Raw genomic sequence first — 14,864 nt, forward strand, 5'->3', positions numbered from 1 at the left:
CGGCCCAGCGCCATGTGGCCCAGCCCTGCCGCGCTGGAATTCAAGCGGGTTGCCAACATCGGTTAGGGACGTATGCGCGGGAACGAGGCACCCCTTCGGCGGCCGTGCAGTCGGCGCGGAAACGTCAGAAAAAGGGGAAACGCGCTTGGCGGCAACCGCATACGGGCTCGTCGAAAACAGGACAGATGCAGCGGGATCGGCGAACGCGCCGCCCGCTGGCACGTCTGCTGCGCACGACAACCAGCGGCATGGCCCTTCCGGTGGCGGAGGCGGCGGCTCGGGCGGTGGCTCGGGCGGCGGCGGAGGGGCACCATTCCTTCCCGATCCGGGCTTTCTGTGGCTGGTGTTCCGCCGCCGCCTGTGGCTGTTTCTCTGCGTGGTGGCGGGCGTGCTGGCGCTGGTCGCGGCCTACACGCTGACCCGGCCCGAACTCTATTCGGCCACCGCGAGCGTGCTGATCGAGCCGCGTCAGCCCGAAGTGCTCGAATCCGATCCGGTCTCGCCCGAACTGGCCAGCGATACCAACGTGATCGATACCGAAGTCGAAATCCTCTCCTCGCGCCGTCTTGCCGGACGCGTGGCCGAAGCGCTCAGGCTGCATACCTGGCCGCAATTCGCCGGGGCCAGAGTTCCGCCGACAGCCGCCGATGAGCCGGGCACCCACCCGCTGGCCGGTGCGGTGCTGGCGCGGATGGACATCCGGCGCTCCGGCCTCACCTATCTGATCGACATCAAGGCAGAGGCCGAGACTCCCGAACTCGCCGCCGCGCTCGCCAACGAGTATGCCAAACAATATCTGGCGCAACAGGAGGACCGGAAGGCAGGCACGTCGCAGGAGGCGCAGGAGTTCCTGCAGACCCGGCTGACGGAGCTGCGCCGGAACGTGGCCCAGGCCGACGCCGCGCTGCAGAACTACATGATCCGCAACGGGCTGATGAGCGCCGAGGGCGCGACCATGGCCGAACAGGAAGTGTCCGTCCTCAATCAGGAAATCTCATCTGCCCGCGCCTTGCTGGCGGAAAAGGAGGGGCAGCTTGCCGCGGCGCGCAACCGGATCGGGCGCGGCGGAGGCGGGGCGGAGGTTCCCGCGGCACTGCAATCGGGCACGGTCGCCCAATTGCGCGCGCGTGAGGCGGAACTGACCGGCGAGGTCGCCCGGCTCGAAAACCGGCTCGGCGATCAGCACCCCGAACTGCGCCGTGCGCGGGGCGAACTGGTCGATATCCGCAGTCAGATCCAGCAGCAGATCGACCGGGTGATGTCGTCGCTCGAATCCGATGTGCAGGCCGCCCGTTCGCGCCTCGCTTCGCTCGAAGCCAGCCAGCAACGCGCACGCGGCTCGCTGGCATCGAACAATTCCGCGCAGGCAGGCTTCCTCCAGCTCGAACGCGATGCCGAGGCTGCGCGGCAGATCTACGAGACCTTCCTGCGCCGTTCGCAGGATGTCGAGGCGCAATCCGGGTTGATCCGGCCCGATGCCTCGATCGAATCGCTCGCCCGCGTTCCGGTCATGCCGTCATCGCCCAGCTACCCGCTGGCGACTGTTGGCGGCCTGACGCTTGCGCTGATCCTCGGCTTCATGGCCATCGGCGGCGCGGAATATCTCGACGCGCGCATCCGCACCCGCAATGATGTGGAGCGGCGGCTGGGGCTGGCCTATGCCGGCGCCGTGCCCGAGCTGGACAGCACCGTGAAGCGCTCCGTGCGCGGTGAATTGCCTTACGAATACATGCTGGATCATCCGCAATCGAAGTTCACCGAGGCGATCCGCGCGCTCAAGAACACCTTGCTTCTCGGGCAGGGCAGCGCCGCGGGGCGCAGCATTGCCGTCACCTCCGCGCTCCCGCGCGAGGGCAAGTCGACCACCGCGATCTGTCTGGCGCGATTGCTGGCGGATTCGGGTGTGCGCACCGTGCTGGTCGATTGCGATTCGCGCCGCCACGCGGTGAGCGATGCCTTTCTGGCTGAAGATTGGGACGGTTTCGGCCAATATCTGCGGCGCGAAGTTCCGCTGGCGCAGGCGTTGGCGGTGGACGAGCGCACCGGACTGTCGGTGCTCGGTTCGCGCCACGCCGATCACAACGGACGCGAGCTGTTTGTGCAGGTGCCGCTGACCGAGATGCTCGACGAACTGGCTTTGCGGTTCGAAGTGGTGGTGCTCGATACCGCGCCGGTGCTGGGTGTCGCCGAAACGCGGCTGATCGCAGCGGAGGTGGGGCAGGTGCTGATGCTGGCGCGCTGGCGCGACACGTCGATCAAGGCGGCCGAGACCGCTGCCGACCTGCTGCTCGCCGCCGATGCCAACCTGACCGGCGTAGCGTTGACACGGGTCGATGTGCGCAAATACGGCAGCACCGGCCAGCAGGACGTCTATTCATACCACAACAAGTTCGCCGGCTATTATGTCGATTGATCGGCCGGATTAGGCGACAGGGTATCCGGGTGGACTAGAAAGCCACCCGGACCCCTGCCATCACCCTGTTGCGGGCGAAGTCGCGAAAGAAATCCCCGTCCGAGAACCGCTCGAACCGGTCCGCCCGCGCGAACACGCGCAGGTTGCGGTTCAGCCGCCAGGTGGTTTCTGCCATCAGCATATATTCCTGCGCGCTCACGTCGATCTGGCCGATCGTGTCGATCTGGGCATACGACGCCTGACCTTCCAGCACCACATTGCGCAGCAATTCGTGTTCGACCACCAGCCGCGCCTGACTGCGAACATTGCCGCTGACCAGTTGCGATCCGCCTTCCTCGACTTGCCGGTCGGCAAACAGACGAAGCGTGGTGAGCGGCGTCACCGACCAGTCGAGATTGGCCCCGAAGGATACGCCGGTGAGGCCCCGGGCAGACGGATCGTCGACATCGCGGTGCAGCACGCCCGCCCGGATCTCGCCGGACAGGAGATTGTCGAGCTCGAGCCGGACCCCGGCTTCGAGCGAATAGCCCGTCGTGTCCCGATCGAACGGGTCGGGCTCTTCTTCCTCGCCGGTGAACGACAGCCGGTCGACCTGCCCGCGCAGCAGCCCCGATACGCGCGGTGAAATCTCCAGCGCTGCGGTCAGCGAACCGCGCAGATAGGTCGAATCGCGGAAATCCTGTTCCAGCACGCCCCCGCCCTGCGCCGGCACGTCATCGAAATCGAGCAGCACGATTTGCGCATCGCCGGTCAGTTGGAGCGCGCCGAAATCATGCGCTACGGCGGCGAGCGCATCCGCGCGGCGGAATCGCGTCGGCTGGAGCGCGGCGCGGGCACTGGCGATATTGGCGCGGTTTTCGACGAGCGAATCGATCGATGCGACCACCCGTGCGGAGGTGTCGCGATCAATGTCCAACCGCCCGTTGATCCGCGCACCGCCCTCCATCGCATCTTCGCTCGACAGGCGGGCGTGGAAGTTCTGCTGGATATAGGCATTGGCCTCGAGGCTGTGGCGCTGCCACTGGGACTCGATCCTAGCCGCGCCCCTGACCGTGAGTTCGACATCGTCCTCGCCGCCGCCGGGCAGGGCAAGGATGTTGTCGTCATATTCGATCCGCGCCTCGGCGCTGGGATAGAGCAGAAAGCTGCCGATCCGCCCGCCGATAGGTTCGTAATCGTCGAGTTCGCGCTGGCCGGGGCTGGGCGGCGCGTCCTGCGCATGCGCTGCTGTATGGATAGTCGTGCCGAGCAGCAAACCGGCGAGGACGATGCCCCCCTTTGCGTAGGCCCTTGTCTGGCGCAGTCGGTGCATTGGTCCCCCCTTTTCTGTGTTTTTCTGTTGCGGGATTTGTCGCAGGTGCGGCGTTAGGCACTTACATAAATCAGGAATCGGGGGCGGAATGGACAGGTTGGCGTGCCCCCACGCTGCGTTCGGCCATCACCAGCCGCGCCAGCGGACCGTCGCCTGCCGCGAGATCGGAAAAGCGGCCCACTTCGACCACACGCCCCGAATTGAGCGCGATGACGTGATCGGCGGCGGCCACCATCGACAGGCGGTGCGCAATGGCGAGAATAGTGACCTGGCCCTTCAGCGCCGCGATCGAACGGGCAACCGCAGCCTGGCTTTCCCAGTCGAGCGCGCTGGTTGCCTCGTCCAGCACCAGCAATTGCGGCTTCATCACCAGCGCGCGGGCGAGCGCGATGCGCTGGCGCTGACCGCCCGAAAGCTGCGCGCCGTTATCGCCCAGCGGCGTGTCGATCCCCTGCGGCAGGCGGGATGCGAACGCCAGCGCGCCTGCGCGTTCCAGCGCGTCCTCGATCTCGGACCGGCTCGCTTGCGGCTGTGCAAGGCGCAGATTGGCGACGATGCTCTCGTCGAGCAGGAACGGGTCCTGCGGCACATAGGCGACCTGCTGACGCCACGCCCGCGCGCCCTCCGGCGTAAGCGGCGCGCCGTCGATCAATACTTTGCCGGTATTCGGGGAGAGCAGCCCGCAGACGATATCGGCAAGGGTGCTCTTGCCGCTGCCCGAAGGGCCGATCAATGCGGTGATCGCGCCTGCGGGGATGGTGCAATCGACCTCCTCGACCGCGGGGCGCTCCGCGTCGCCGGCATAGGCAAAGCTCACCTGTTCGAGCACGATGGCCCGCTCCAGCACCAGCGCGGGCAGCGCGGCCCCGGCAGATGGCGGCGGTTCGGCCTGCGTGCTCCATTCGGCCTTGCAGCGTTCGATGTCGTCAAACACCGTGACGTTCGCCAGAAGTTGCTGAAAATGGTTCTGCAAACCGGTGAAGCGCGGCGCGATCCGCATCAGCAGCACCAGCATGGCGACCAGTTCCGGCAGAGCGAGGTTCAGACCGCGGATACCCGCAAACACCAGCACCGCCACTGCCAGCGCGCTGACCAGCTGCGAAACGATCGTGCCGAGCGACGTCAGCCGCATATAGCCGACAGCCTCGTCATGAACCTTGTCGAGATTGGCGGAGAGCCGCTGGCGATAGGGTTCCTCGGCATTGTGAATGCGCGCGGTCTTCAGCCCGCTCAGATATTCCGAAACCATGCGGTACTGATCGCGCTTGTTCTGTGTCCGCTCCAGCCCGAACCGGATCGCCCGGCGGCGCAGTGGCGCGAGAATGGCGAGGATGGCGATACCCAGCCCGCTCGCCAGCAGCATCATCAACGGCGAGATCACCCACGCGACGGCAAGATAGACCGCCAGCAGGATTGCGGTCTGCAGCAGCATCATCACCGCCATTGCCGCAGCATAGACCCGCTCGACATCGGCGGTCAGCAGGTGGTGGAGATCGGACGGACGCTGGCGCACCATATGCTGCCAGCGCAGCGCACCGATTGCGGCGAACAGGTCCAGCCGGAGCTGGTTGAGCAGATCGAACAGCAGATCGGCGAGGTAGATGTTCTTGGATCGGGTGAACAATCCGTGGAGCGCGATCAGGCCGACCAGCGCGGCCAGCGCAGCGGCCAGACTGACCGATGCACCGCCGAACGGGAGCCATTCGGGCAACACGAAGCTGCCGCCGCTCTCGCCATCGATGATCGACAGCAGCGGGATCACCATCAGGATCGAAACGCCCTCGGTCAGCCCGCCCAGCACCAGCAATCCGAGCGCGAATGCGAACCGGTGTCGGCCCCGCTTGACGAGGAACGCAAGGAAGCCGCCGACGCCGCTTGCCGGAGCGTTTGCGGGCGTCACGGCGCCGTATCGGGGCGGCTGAGCTCGCGCTCGACGAAGGTGACCACTTCGGACAGCCGCGAAAGATCGTGCGGGACCGACAGGATCGCAGCGCGCGTGCGGTGGGCCAGCGCGGGGCATTGCCGCGGATGGCGGGCAGCGATTGTCGGGGTGATGCCCCTCATCCCGAACCGCGTTCCGTAGGAGAAGCGCAGGAACGCCTTCATCCGCTCCTTCGGGTCGAGCCACTGGATGCCGAGATGATCGCTCCGGTGCAGCAGCAGGAACAGGTCCGGGGGCATCCGTTCCTGCGCGAAGCCCTGCCCCAGCAGAAAGCGTTCCTTGTAAAGCACGATCGGCACCTTCGGGCGTTCGCGCACTTCGGGCAGGGCCAGGCTGGTGGAAGCCTCACGGGTCAGTTTGACCTGCGGAAAGGCGGGAAGAATGCCGCCCTGGCCGTTTTCGAGACCTTCGATCGCGACGATATCGTCGGTCAGCAGCGAATGGCCTGCGCGCAGGAATGCGCCCGCCGTGGTCGATTTGCCCGCGCCCTTGTCGCCGAGAAAGCACACCGCCTTGCCCCCCACATTGAGCGCGCTGCCATGCAGCAGAAACGCGCCGCGCGCCTGCAACAGCAGGGCGATCACCGGGCCAAGCAGCGGGAAGCACACCAGTCCGGGATCGACACCGGGCACCGGCTCGACCTCGATCCGGCCGGGCGGCAAGACGCGGAAGGCACCGATCTGCGGATAGAGCAGAAAGCATTCATCGTCGCCGAACCGGAATTCGCCTTCGGCTTCGGGCGGCGGGAACGTGCGCCCGGTATCGACCAGCCGGATTTCCAGATCGGCGCAGGCGCCGGGGGCCTCGACCAGTTCGGGCAGTTCGATGTCGCTCGCAATGGCGAGCCCGAAGGCGCGGTAGCGCGTCACCGGGACGGTGCTTGCCGCAGGAGGCTGGGCAATGGTGGCAAGGGTGGCGTTGTTCATGCAGCAACTCCGCTGACTGCTGGACGGGATTGCGGCTGCGGGGCTGACGCGCGAAGCATCGTCAGCCACGTGCCGAGTGCGATTGCGCGCCACACCATCTGCACCTGCGTGCCCGGCGCGGCATCGGGATCGGCGCAGATCGCGGCAAAGGCCGACCGGGCCACGCCGAGATCGCAGTAATCGCCGAGCCGGTTGCCGGGCTCGTCGGCGAACAGCGCTTCGATCCGGTCGCGGTGGTGAACCACCAGGCCGCGGGCGAGATGGACGGTGAAATCCAGCTTGTCGCGCCGCGCCAGCACCGGCTCTGGCACGATGCCGGCCATCGCCCGGCGCAGCACCAGCCGCGACCAACCGCCGGAAAGCTTCTCGTGCGCGGGCAGGCTCAGGCAGAACTCGACGAGGCGGCGATCCCAGAAGGGATAGCGCGCCTCCACGCCCATGCTGCGATAGAAGGCGGCGTGGACTTCGAACGCATAGGGTTGCAGCGCGCTGGTGAGCACCGCGTGATGCTGCTGCTGTTCGCCCGCCGCCGTTTCGGGTTGGGCGAAACTCCGCAGCCGTTCCTTGAATGCGGTGCGATCGATCAGGTCGCGCGACAGCAGGTGCGCGGGACCGCCGCCGCTAACTTTCGGCGCGCGGTCGAGCGGGGCGAGCAGGCGGGCAAGGATCCGCGCGTCCACCCTGTTCTGGCGCGCAGCGAACTGGCGGGTGAGCGCCAGGCTCGATCGGCCGTAATTGTCAGCGGCAGCGCGCGCTTCGCGCCACAGGCTCAGCCAGTTTCCGCGCGCCGCGAGTTCTCCCAGCAGGCCGTAGCCGTGGCTTACCACCTCGTCCCCGCCATGCCCGTCGAGCAGCACGCCGATGCCGCTTTCGTTCGCGGCGCCGACCGCGCGGCGCATACACGCCAGGTTGGGCGCGTGGGTTGGCCCGTCGCAATCCTCCAGCAGCGTCTCCAGATCATCGAGCGGGCGGTAGCCGTCAAGTTCGAGCACGCGCGAGGCAAAGCCCCCGGTGGCGAGCACATGGTCGACGAAAGGCCGCTCGTTGCTGCGCTCGGGTTCGCGGAATACCATCGAGAACACCGGGACATTGCCGCCGCCTTCGGCCTGCTGATGATCGCGCAGCAGGCAGGCGATGGCAGAGGAATCGAGCCCGCCGCTCAGCAGCGCGCCGACCTGCCCGGTGCCAGCCGCGCGCTTGCGCACGGCCTCGTCGAGCAGATAGCGGAATTGATCGTGCAGATCCCTGCCTTCGGGCTCTGCCGGGGCCAGATGAAAATAGCGGCGCAGCGCCAGTTCGCCCTCGCGCAGCACCAGCACATGGCCTGCGGGAAGCCGGCTGACGCCCTCGAAGAATGTCCCCTCGGCCTCGATCACGCGGCCATAGAGGTAATCGGCAATCGCTTCGTCGCGCAGGGCCGGTGGGCTGCCCGCCCGCCGCACCAGATCGCCGGGCGATTGCGCGAACCGCAGGCTGCCGCCGGTATGTGTGTAATAAAGCGGACGAATGCCGAACGGGTCGCGGGCGCAAAGCAGGCGGTGTTCGCCCGCGTCCCAGATCGCAAAGGCGAAGTCGCCTTCCAGGTGGGAGGGGCAATCCTCGCCCCAGCGCCGATAGGCGGCGGCGATCAGTATTTCGGTGGAGGCGTCCGGCGCCAATCCCAGTTCGCGGCCAAGATCGGCAGCATTGTCGATCCGCGCATCGGCGACGATGGCGAGGCCGGGGGCGATCTCGACCGCCGCGCCGCCGCGGCTGGCCAGCGCCGCGCCTGATCCCGTCCATTCGCAGGTGGTGCCTTGAACCCGTGCGGGCCCGCGGCTGTTGGGGTGCAGTGCCCCGCATTGCGGGAAGCTGTGCGGGGCGATGTCGCCGACCAGACCGGAGATTGATCGCACCGCCATCAGCCAAGCTCGGCGATGGGGGTGAAATCGGCGAGTTGCGTGCCGCGCTGGCCCAGCACCACGCGATCATTGCAGGTCACCCAGGCATGGGCCGAAAACGCCCCGTCGAAACGTTTGCGCACCCCGATCTGGAGGCGGCTGGCATGGCCCCTGCGCGCCAGCACGAATTGCAGCGTGAGTGCCTGTGTCAAACAGCTCGCGCCGGGGACAAAACGTGCCAGCCGTTCGATCCGGCGGGCGACCTGACGGGCCCAGAAATGGGAGTCGGGCCGGCCTCCAGGGCGCGGCATGCGGCGGCGGATCGCGGCATAGCCGATCGTGCTGAGCGCGATGCGCATCACCGCGAGCATCGCGAGACAGCGGGCATCGAAGGCCGCCGCCCGCAGCCCGCGGAACCGGCTGTGCACCGCAGGACGGCGCGCTGATGCGCGGGCGGGCGCGGGTGCCGGCGGTGCGGCTGGTCTGTCGTTCATTCGTGGAAGCATTTGACCAGTCCCGCCGCGTCCATCTGGCAGACGAGATTGGCAAGATCGCCCCGCACGCGCGCGGAAGGAGCGCCGAATTCGGCTTCGGTCCGGCGGCACAATTGTTCGAAGCTCACCGGCAGGGACATTTCATCCCAGACGAAAGCACCCACTTCGTTGAGGCTGTAATAAATGTTGGACTTGAGGCTCAGCAGTGCAGAGCCTTCGCCCAACTGGCACCCCACCACTTCTTCATCGGCAGCAATCATTGTTGCCGGATCAACTTTGGCCATGCGCATCTCCCCTTATGGAAACAGGGCCACCACGGAAGGAGCGACAGGAAACACGGTAACGCCGAGCGGTTTTGCCGCATGCGTGCGATATGCCGCGCTCCCTGACGCCATTCGGGTCAGGACATTCCGTCTTCACCGCAGGTCAGCTCGCCGAACGGCGTGCCGGCCGGGAACATCGAATCCAGCGCATCCGGGCAGCCAGTGGCCTGCGTTAGACGCTCGAAGGTTCCGAGCTCTTCGAGAAGCGGAGTGTCATAGGTTTTTGAAGTCATATCTGTTCTCCTTGTTAGTGTGCAGTAATGCACCAATAAGCGGCTGCCGTATGCGCACCGCCATTTACGAACAATTTGGGAAGACGTGACGAATTCTACTTCATAGCGAACGCTATAATGATAAAATACGTTGTTTAAATTCCCCTCTTTGTCCCTATCGCAGGCTTACGAGTCTTGCGACTGACACCTTCTGACTTTGGGGAATCATGACTGCACTCACACAGGATATAAACCATGACGCGGCGCAGCTTAGCCTTTGCGCTGATTGGACTGAAACCATGCGCGAGGCGGGCGATTTGAATGCGTTAGTCGCTTTGTGCCGCTGCGCGCTAACCGGAGATTCGCGGCACCTTGGCGAGGTGCTCGAAACCGTTGGTCCGCCCGAAATTTTTGCCGGTCTGGTCGATCATGCTCGGTTATGGGCGGCGTGCGAGACGGGCTTTGCGCGTGCGCAACTGACGCCCCCCGATTTCGTGAAGGAACGCGCGCAGGCGGCGCGGGCGCGGGCGATGCTGGTCAACAGCCGGGCGATGGGGCTTGCGCGGATCGCTTTCCCCTGTCTCGAACAGCACCATATCCCCGCGATCGCCTTCAAAGGCCCGTTCCATCAGCGCCAGCTTTATGACGACTGGTTCGTCCGACGGTCGAACGATCTCGATCTGCTGGTGCCGCATTCCCGGTTCGAAGAGGCATTGTCTGCGCTCGCATCGGTCGGGTTCCGGATGCGTCCGGAAACGTCGCAGTGGTGGAAGTTCTCGCTTGGCGAGGTGCATTGCGATTATCCCGGCGGCGGGGTGATCGATCTGCACCACCGGCTGCAACAGCCCGGCTGCCCGGCACCGCGCGATACCGCAGACTTCATCGAAACGGCCGAAATCCAGCAATTGGGCGAGACTTCGATCCCGCTGCCATCGCTCCAGCACGCGCTGCTGATATCGGCGCTCAATTTCTGCAAGGAGCTGTTCCATCGCAAGCCTTCGGCCCGCTATGCGTTCGACTTTGCGGCGGGCGCGCTGCAATTGTCGCCCGGTGCAGGCCGGGAGTTCGCTGCGCTGGCGCGGCGGCAGGGGCTGGAAGGGCCGGTGGATTTCACCATCGCGGCCTGTGAGAGCCTGTTCGGTCCGCTGCCGGATATGATTGCAGCATCCGTGCGCCGACCGGTTGCGGCGGATTGGGCTCAACCCGCGCAGCTCGCCCGACTGGTCTTCACACCCGATGCGCCCGGACTGCGCTGGCCGCGTCGGCGCGCATTGCTATGGCAGTTCTGCGGTGGTGAGCCGAGCGCCCGCTGCTCGTTCGATTTCGCCGCGCAGGCCAGCCGCATCGCGATGGGCGAAGTGCTACGCAATGCCGCTCCGGAGACTGCGGGGAAGGCGGTATCGTGAGGTCCGGTCGTCAAATCGTGCGCGGCGCGCGCGTCAGGCTGGCGCGTTCTATCAGGTCGGGCGTGGGTGCGGAGGGTGCCTCGGCCCCGATGGCATCCCCGCCAGCGGCGGTCCGTGCCGCGATCAGGCGTTCGCAGGCAGCAGCGAACCGATCTGCGGCGGGGTCGTGCAGCGCTGCAATCGCCGGCTGGCTCCGCGTCAGCGCCGGATCGTCCTCCAGCGATATCAGCGAAAGATCGCGCGGTATCCTCAGCTTCAGCGCACCTGCCACGTGCAGCACCGCCAGCGCCGCGTCGGCCCGTTCGGTGATGATCGCTGTCGGTCGGATGGTCGGCATCAGCCACGAATGCGCACAATCGAGCACCGCCGGGATGTCGGGCTGGTCGTCAGCGACGAAATACCGGTGCGCGCGGCTGCCGTTCTGCGCCAATGCCCGGCGATATCCCGCCAACCAATGACGGGAGCGCTCAGGGTCGCCTGGCCCGGTAATGTATCCCACTTGCCGATGGCCGAGCGCGAGCAGCCTTTGCGCTGCGCTCTCGCCGGGGTTTTTGCGGGTATCGTCGTTGTCCCGAAGGGTTTCGCAGGCGATCCGGCGCGGCTTTTCCAGCACTTCGCGCAGATCGGCGACTTTGCCGAGCGGCGGGAGCAGGATCACGCCATCGGGCTGCACCGCGCCCAGCGTAGCGGCAAGCTGCGCCGCCGCCTGAGCCGGAGAGGCATTCGGAGCAATCGGCTCGAACAGCAGGCGATACCCGCGCGCACTGCACGCAGATGTTCCCGACAGCAGCAACCGATCGAGCGGCAGTGCAGGACTTTCGCCGGGCGCGGGCGCTGCAAACACCGCAAGCAGCAATCGGCTGCCACCCCCGGCCATGCTGCGCGCGGCGAGGCTGGGAACGTAGCCGAGCCGCGCAATCGCCTGTTCAACGCGTGCCTTGGCTTCGGCGCTGACCCGCGGACTGTAATTGATCACGCGCGACACGGTCTGCCGCGATACTGCGGCAGCCTTCGCCACGTCCTCGATCGTGATGCCTCGCGCCGCTGCCTCCTGCATCTGATTGCGTCTGTGTGCCCCCGCGCACCCGTTTGCCGCCGCACAATTGCCATTTGATGGCAATGTGAGCGTTCACGCAAGCAGTTTTCCGACAGGAATCCGCCCGCCGCGCCTCGCTCATGGTTGTGGGACTTGCGCTTCGCCCGACCTGTTCGTCCTCCGGAGCGTGCGTCCGGTCGAAAACAGGCAGCTGTGGGCCCGAATGTTACAGCTGTGCGAAATATGACTGTGGAAAGTTGGTGTCCGGATAACTATAGGGTCGCAATGGCCACGCCGATTTACGAATTTGCGCAGACAAGCAGGGGCGATGCTTCGGATAGAAGCCGCACCCGTCGTCGCGGCGCGAGCGATGAGCCGCCTGTGGTCGGCGTGATCTACAATCCGCGCAGCCATCGCAATCTCGGGGCCGATTTCGATTGCGGCCTTTCGCCCCATGTCCACATCGCACAGCCCGGAGCGCGCGCGCAGCTTCCCGCGGCGCTGGCCGAACTGGCGGAGCGCGGGATCGATCTGCTCGTCATCAACGGCGGCGATGGCACGGTGCGCGATGTCCTGACCTGCGGGCGGCCGATCTTTGGCGACGACTGGCCGGCCATCGCCGTGCTGCCGAAAGGCAAGACCAACGCGCTGACCGTCGATCTCGGCATCCCTGACGACTGGACGCTGCAGGACGCGATCAACGCGCTGGATGATGGCGGACGCGTGCGGCGCCGACCGTTGGAGGTCATGCCGCTGGACGATAGTGGCCCCGGCAGCAGCCCTGCGGGCGTTTCCGGCTTCATTCTGGGGGCCGGTGCTTTCACCACCGCGACCCGGGCCGGGCAGGGCGCGCACAAGCTCGGCGCGTTCAACAGTCTCGCGGTGGCTGTCACCGGGCTGTGGGCGCTGACCCAGTCGCTGTTCGCCGGACGCGCCAACCATTGGCGGCGCGGGGCGCGGATGCGGATCGGGCTGGGTGCGGGCGACGTGCCGATGGCGCATAGCGGGCGAGGCGATCCCGATATGCGGCAAGTTCTGTTTGCCTCGACATTAGAACGCATGCCTGCGGGGATTCGCCCGTTCGGGGTGCTGCGCAGCGGGCTGAAGCTGGTCGCGCTCGACCAGATCTCGCGCCGCACCACCGCGCTGATCCCGCTGGTGCTGCTTGGCCGCGGGCCGAAAAATCTGCGGGAGCGCGGCATCCACCAACTCGCCGCAAGCCATTTCACCCTGTCGATCGACGATCAGTTCATTCTCGATGGTGAAGCCTTCCCGGCGGGCGATTACCGGGTCGGTCTCGGCCCGGAGCTCGCCTTCGTCAGCCCATGAGCGGCGACGGCGGAGGGCTGACTGCCCCTCTCGGCGCGCGGATCGATGCCCAGCTTGCGGCTCCGGTCGATCCTGCAGTGGCCGAATTCGCCGCTTCGCTGGGTAGGGCTGCGGGCGCGCGGGCGGTGCTGTTCTACGGTTCCAATCTTCGCACCGGCTCGCTCGACGGCGTGCTCGATTTCTACATTCTGCTCCCCGGCATCCGCGAGGCCGCGATCTGGCCGAGGGTCAGCTATCACGAGGCCGCGCATGGCGGCACGATGCTGCGCGCCAAGGTCGCAAGCATGCGGCTTTCCACCTTTGCCCGCGCGTCTGCGGGCGATCTGACCGATACGACGATCTGGGCGCGGTTCGTGCAGCCGAGCGCGCTGGTGTGGACAGCCGACACCGAGGCGCGGGGCGCGGTGATCGCCGCTATCGGATCTGCGTGCATCACCGCAGCGCGGCTGGCAGCGGCGCTCGGCCCGGCGCGCGGCACGGCGGAGGATTACTGGCGCGCATTGTTCCGCGCGACCTACCAGGCCGAATTCCGGGTCGAGAAAAGCGGGCGGGAGAATGACATCCTCTCCGTCAACGCCGCGCATTTCGCCGGATTGTTGCCGCTGGCGCTGGCGGCGGGCGGGATCGCGCCCGGACAGGAGGGCGAACAGCTCAGCCCGCAAATCCCTGCGACGCAGCGCCGCGCGATCCTGACGTGGTGGAACCGCCGCCGCCGGATGGGCAAGCCGCTCAATCTGCTGCGGCTGGTCAAGGCCAGCACCACCTTCGAAGGCGCGGCGCGCTATGCAGCGTGGAAGATCGAACGGCACACCGGAATGCCGGTCGCCGTCACCCCGTTCCGCGAGCGTTTCCCGCTGCTGGCGGCGCCGCAGGTGATGTGGGCGCTATGGCGTCACCGGCGCGGCGCGTAACGACCGATCAGCTCTGATACTTCACCTGAATCGCGATCCGGGTCACCCCGTCGCCCGCGCGGAAGCGTGTCTGGTCCAGCCCCGGCGGACGGGGAATGCCGAGGAAGGTCTTGATTGCCGGGTTGTTGGACATGCCAGCGCCGTCGGTGGAGAAGTCCTTGCTCCGGTTGCCATTGGCGTCATGCTGGACAACGATGGCATAATCGCCCGCCGAAGGCAGCGGTACGCATACCGTCGTACTGCCCTTTCGCGGCGTGGTGTCGATCCGGTGGAGATAGCGGCGGCTTTTCAGCCAATCGCCTTCACGCGCACGGTAGGTGCGCACGAACAGGTTGCCGCTCGACGATTTTAACCCGCTGATGTCGAGCCGCACCGCCGGGCCCTTGCCCGGCGCGCAGCGGCTCATGTCATTGTCGATCTTCACGCCCAGCGTCTGCGCCGCTGCAGGGCTTGGCGCGGCGAGGTCGAGCGCGCCCAGCCCCGCAGCGGCAAGCACCGCGGCAAGCGAAAGGCGGGCAGGTGCGTCGAAGGTCATCGGCGAAAATCCTGTGGGTTGAAAGGAGAAGGGGGTGCCGGATCGGTCCGGTTGCAACGCATGGCGCGCCGCAGTTGAAGGGCCGCAATGGCAGGCTGCGGCTGAATTTGCGCTTAATCATGTAAATAAGCCGCAGTTTAGGCCG

Annotated in this window: 13 protein-coding genes; 4 read left to right on the forward strand and 9 right to left on the reverse strand. The window is 66.4% G+C overall.

The features are described 5' to 3' along the window. The first annotated feature begins 145 nt into the window (after positions 1-145). Positions 146-2,413, forward strand: a complete 2,268-nt coding sequence (locus Q0L48_RS06980) for a polysaccharide biosynthesis tyrosine autokinase (protein ID WP_296718903.1) — start codon at positions 146-148, stop codon at positions 2,411-2,413. A 34-nt stretch (positions 2,414-2,447) separates the two neighbouring features. Here Q0L48_RS06980 and Q0L48_RS06985 read toward each other — a convergent pair whose 3' ends face one another. The 7 genes from Q0L48_RS06985 to Q0L48_RS07015 form a co-directional block, all read right to left on the reverse strand. Continuing rightward, complete coding sequence (locus tag Q0L48_RS06985) at positions 2,448-3,725, reverse strand: outer membrane beta-barrel protein (RefSeq protein WP_296718905.1); 1,278 nt, start codon at positions 3,723-3,725, stop codon at positions 2,448-2,450. A gap of 70 nt (positions 3,726-3,795) precedes the next feature. Continuing rightward, entirely contained in the window at positions 3,796-5,625 is a 1,830-nt protein-coding gene (locus Q0L48_RS06990; protein WP_296718908.1) for an ABC transporter ATP-binding protein, read from the reverse strand. After that, a complete protein-coding gene (locus Q0L48_RS06995) occupies positions 5,622-6,593 on the reverse strand; it encodes a serine kinase (protein ID WP_296718911.1) in 972 nt (323 codons plus the stop codon). Before Q0L48_RS06995 ends, Q0L48_RS06990 begins: the two co-directional genes overlap by 4 nt. Beyond that, positions 6,590-8,494, reverse strand: coding sequence for an asparagine synthase-related protein (locus tag Q0L48_RS07000; protein WP_296718914.1), 1,905 nt, complete (start codon positions 8,492-8,494; stop codon positions 6,590-6,592). Before Q0L48_RS07000 ends, Q0L48_RS06995 begins: the two co-directional genes overlap by 4 nt. Beyond that, on the reverse strand, positions 8,494-8,967 hold the full coding sequence (locus tag Q0L48_RS07005; protein WP_296718916.1) for a lasso peptide biosynthesis B2 protein: 474 nt from the start codon (positions 8,965-8,967) through the stop codon (positions 8,494-8,496). Before Q0L48_RS07005 ends, Q0L48_RS07000 begins: the two co-directional genes overlap by 1 nt. Then, on the reverse strand, positions 8,964-9,251 hold the full coding sequence (locus Q0L48_RS07010) for a PqqD family protein (protein WP_296718920.1): 288 nt from the start codon (positions 9,249-9,251) through the stop codon (positions 8,964-8,966). Before Q0L48_RS07010 ends, Q0L48_RS07005 begins: the two co-directional genes overlap by 4 nt. Positions 9,252-9,367: 116 nt before the next feature. Beyond that, on the reverse strand, positions 9,368-9,523 hold the full coding sequence (locus Q0L48_RS07015) for a lasso RiPP family leader peptide-containing protein (RefSeq protein WP_296718923.1): 156 nt from the start codon (positions 9,521-9,523) through the stop codon (positions 9,368-9,370). 296 nt (positions 9,524-9,819) lie between these two features. On the opposite strand from Q0L48_RS07015, the gene Q0L48_RS07020 reads away from it, so the two are divergent. Continuing rightward, the gene (locus tag Q0L48_RS07020) at positions 9,820-10,908 is read left to right on the forward strand and encodes a nucleotidyltransferase family protein (RefSeq protein WP_296718926.1); all 1,089 of its coding nucleotides are present in this window, start codon (positions 9,820-9,822) and stop codon (positions 10,906-10,908) included. Positions 10,909-10,918: 10 nt separating this feature from the next. On the opposite strand, the gene Q0L48_RS07025 is transcribed toward Q0L48_RS07020, so the two are convergent. After that, the gene (locus Q0L48_RS07025) at positions 10,919-11,965 is read right to left on the reverse strand and encodes a LacI family DNA-binding transcriptional regulator (protein WP_296718928.1); all 1,047 of its coding nucleotides are present in this window, start codon (positions 11,963-11,965) and stop codon (positions 10,919-10,921) included. Positions 11,966-12,229: 264 nt separating this feature from the next. Between Q0L48_RS07025 and Q0L48_RS07030 the strand changes: the two genes are divergently transcribed. Both Q0L48_RS07030 and Q0L48_RS07035 read left to right on the forward strand, forming a co-directional pair. Continuing rightward, entirely contained in the window at positions 12,230-13,273 is a 1,044-nt protein-coding gene (locus Q0L48_RS07030) for a diacylglycerol kinase family protein (protein WP_296718931.1), read from the forward strand. Beyond that, positions 13,270-14,184 carry a hypothetical protein gene (locus Q0L48_RS07035; protein ID WP_296718934.1) on the forward strand — a complete coding sequence of 305 codons (915 nt, stop codon included), beginning with the start codon at positions 13,270-13,272 and terminating at the stop codon, positions 14,182-14,184. The genes Q0L48_RS07030 and Q0L48_RS07035 overlap by 4 nt, the downstream gene beginning before the upstream one ends. Positions 14,185-14,191: 7 nt before the next feature. On the opposite strand, the gene Q0L48_RS07040 is transcribed toward Q0L48_RS07035, so the two are convergent. Next, the gene (locus tag Q0L48_RS07040; protein ID WP_296718937.1) at positions 14,192-14,719 is read right to left on the reverse strand and encodes a DUF2141 domain-containing protein; all 528 of its coding nucleotides are present in this window, start codon (positions 14,717-14,719) and stop codon (positions 14,192-14,194) included. Between the last annotated feature and the right edge of the window lie 145 nt (positions 14,720-14,864).

It is taken from the genome of Erythrobacter sp., from assembly GCF_024305245.1.
Classification (GTDB): Bacteria; Pseudomonadota; Alphaproteobacteria; order Sphingomonadales; family Sphingomonadaceae; genus Erythrobacter.